At 56.3% G+C, this 2,017-nt stretch carries 1 protein-coding gene; it reads left to right on the top strand.

Features of this window, described 5'->3' with window-relative positions:
* A partial coding sequence (locus C5B90_RS21100; RefSeq protein WP_233512149.1) for a hypothetical protein occupies window positions 1-360 on the top strand: 360 nt, incomplete at its 5' end.
* Between the last annotated feature and the right edge of the window lie 1,657 nt (window positions 361-2,017).

Here is a 2,017-nt window from a genome sequence, read left to right as displayed (position 1 = left end):
CTCACCCCTGATGTCGACAATCATGAGGCGATCGGTGAAGCTCTTCGCGAGGAACGCGTCATCAACGTCGTCGTGGGTTCGGAATTCGGTTGTCAACTGGCGAAGTTCGGTCGTTCGATCACTAACCAGTTGCAGATCCGGAACAGTAGTAAGAATATCCTTGTGCGAACGTCTTCGGGTCACGGAGTTGTTGTGCTCAGGTCGCAAGTAGATGGCACCTTAGTGGGCGTTCGGTCGTCTTATGAAGACAGCGACAGGGAGTTCGTCGACAACAAATCACTCGCTGGCAAGCAATGGTTCGAAATCGCCCTCCGTCAACCCGCGGCGAACCCGCTCGTGTTCAGCACTGGTTGGCGGTGACGACGTCACCAACAATACTTCGAGTCTTGAACCTTCGTCAGCTCGTATTCCACGTCTCGTATCCCGGGGGATAAACACTAGTTAGCAGGGGAGACATGGTGGTCAGTCTCACCTTCACGGATGGATCTGCTTCCAGATCGAACGCTGACGACGAGGTCGTTCAACGCGCGTGGGCGGGAATAACTGCCCCGGCTCGAAGAAGCCACAGACGGCTTCGTCCGGCCAGTCAGAACTACCTCGTGGGCAGAGAACCGGGTTGCAGTGTACGTCCGTTTAGCATCGAAATCGACACGAGGCATACAGCGGAACTATCGTTCACCATTCTCCCAAATACGTTCGGGTGGAACTGTTTGTTCCTCGGCTGTCTACAACTGGGTAATGAGCGATGCACCGCCACAGTCAATGACGGAGTCAAAGGCAGGTATCCGAGGCGAGAGATCGCGCACACTCAGTTCGCAGCGGAACGTCTCGGGCGGTCTCCGATGACAGGAGCGAGCCGAAGTCAGTGGTCGCGGCGATTCATCATCGCGAGTGCCGTGTTTTTCGTCTGCTGGCGGCTTGGTACAACGGTCGACATCACCCATCGGGTTGAGGCCGTCCTCGCCCTCTTCGGGTTCGTCTCCCACATTGTCTTCGGTATGGCCTATCTGTTAGTGCCCTCGTACTTCGGGACGACTCTCTACCGACACCATCCCACCAGTCTATTTCGTGGCAGCCACGTTGGGGACTGTACTGCTTGCATTCTCTGCAGGTTCGGTCGGGCCGACGTTTGTGGAAACTCTTGGGGCACTCGTTTGGGGGAGTGGTGTTGCAGCGTTCGTCGCTGCGCTGTTGTGGTCGGTTCGAAACGAAGTCCGACGCTGGGACGGGAACGAGTTCTCACAGGGAGAGCTACGAGTGGGTAGACAAGTATGCAAACCGGTATCTCATCATTCCATTCGCCTATCTCACGATTGGGTCGTACGAATTACTCGCGCGTACGACAATGCTACCAGGGCTCACGGATGGCTATTTTCCGCGAATCACACACTTGGTAGCTGCGGGGTTCGCAGTCCTTCTCGTTTTCACGCTCGGTGTTCGTCTCAGTCCTCGGTTCCTCGGTGTTCCGGCATCAAAAAAAAAACTCGCCGCAGTCGTCCTCCCTGCCGGTGCAGTTGGCCCGGCATTGGTTGCCGCTAGTCTGGGTGGTGGTCAACTTTTGGTCGTTGGAGCGGTAAGTGAAGCGGTAGCGTTCGTCGGCTTTGCAGCGTTGTATCTTAGTGTGTTCTTCCGGTCAGACCGCCGGCGAGTCGGAACAGGCAGTGTTATCGAAGGTGTGATTGCTGGTGTTGTGGGGGTTGCTATCGGTCTCACGATGGCCCTTTGGAGCGTACTTGAGATACCTGCGCTCCCACCGGGGACGCTGGCTGCCCATCGTCAACTCAATCTGCTTGGTTTCCTCAGTCTCGTCATTGTCGGATCTACCTTCCTGTTTTATCCCCCGTCTGCGGGTCGGTTTTGTGGGGCGAGCGAACGGACTGCCCAGCTCATAATCGCTGCACTCCTCATTGGACTCACCTCCTCGGTCCTCGGCCGAATCGCTGGTATGTCTCTTGTAGGTGCTCTCGGAGACGGGGATGTACTAATCGGGACGCCCGGATACGGATATTTACTAGTA

Origin of the sequence: Haloferax sp. Atlit-12N, assembly GCF_003383095.1 — an archaeon.
GTDB lineage: Archaea > Halobacteriota > Halobacteria > Halobacteriales > Haloferacaceae > Haloferax.
This window is presented reverse-complemented; position numbering and strand designations above follow the sequence as displayed.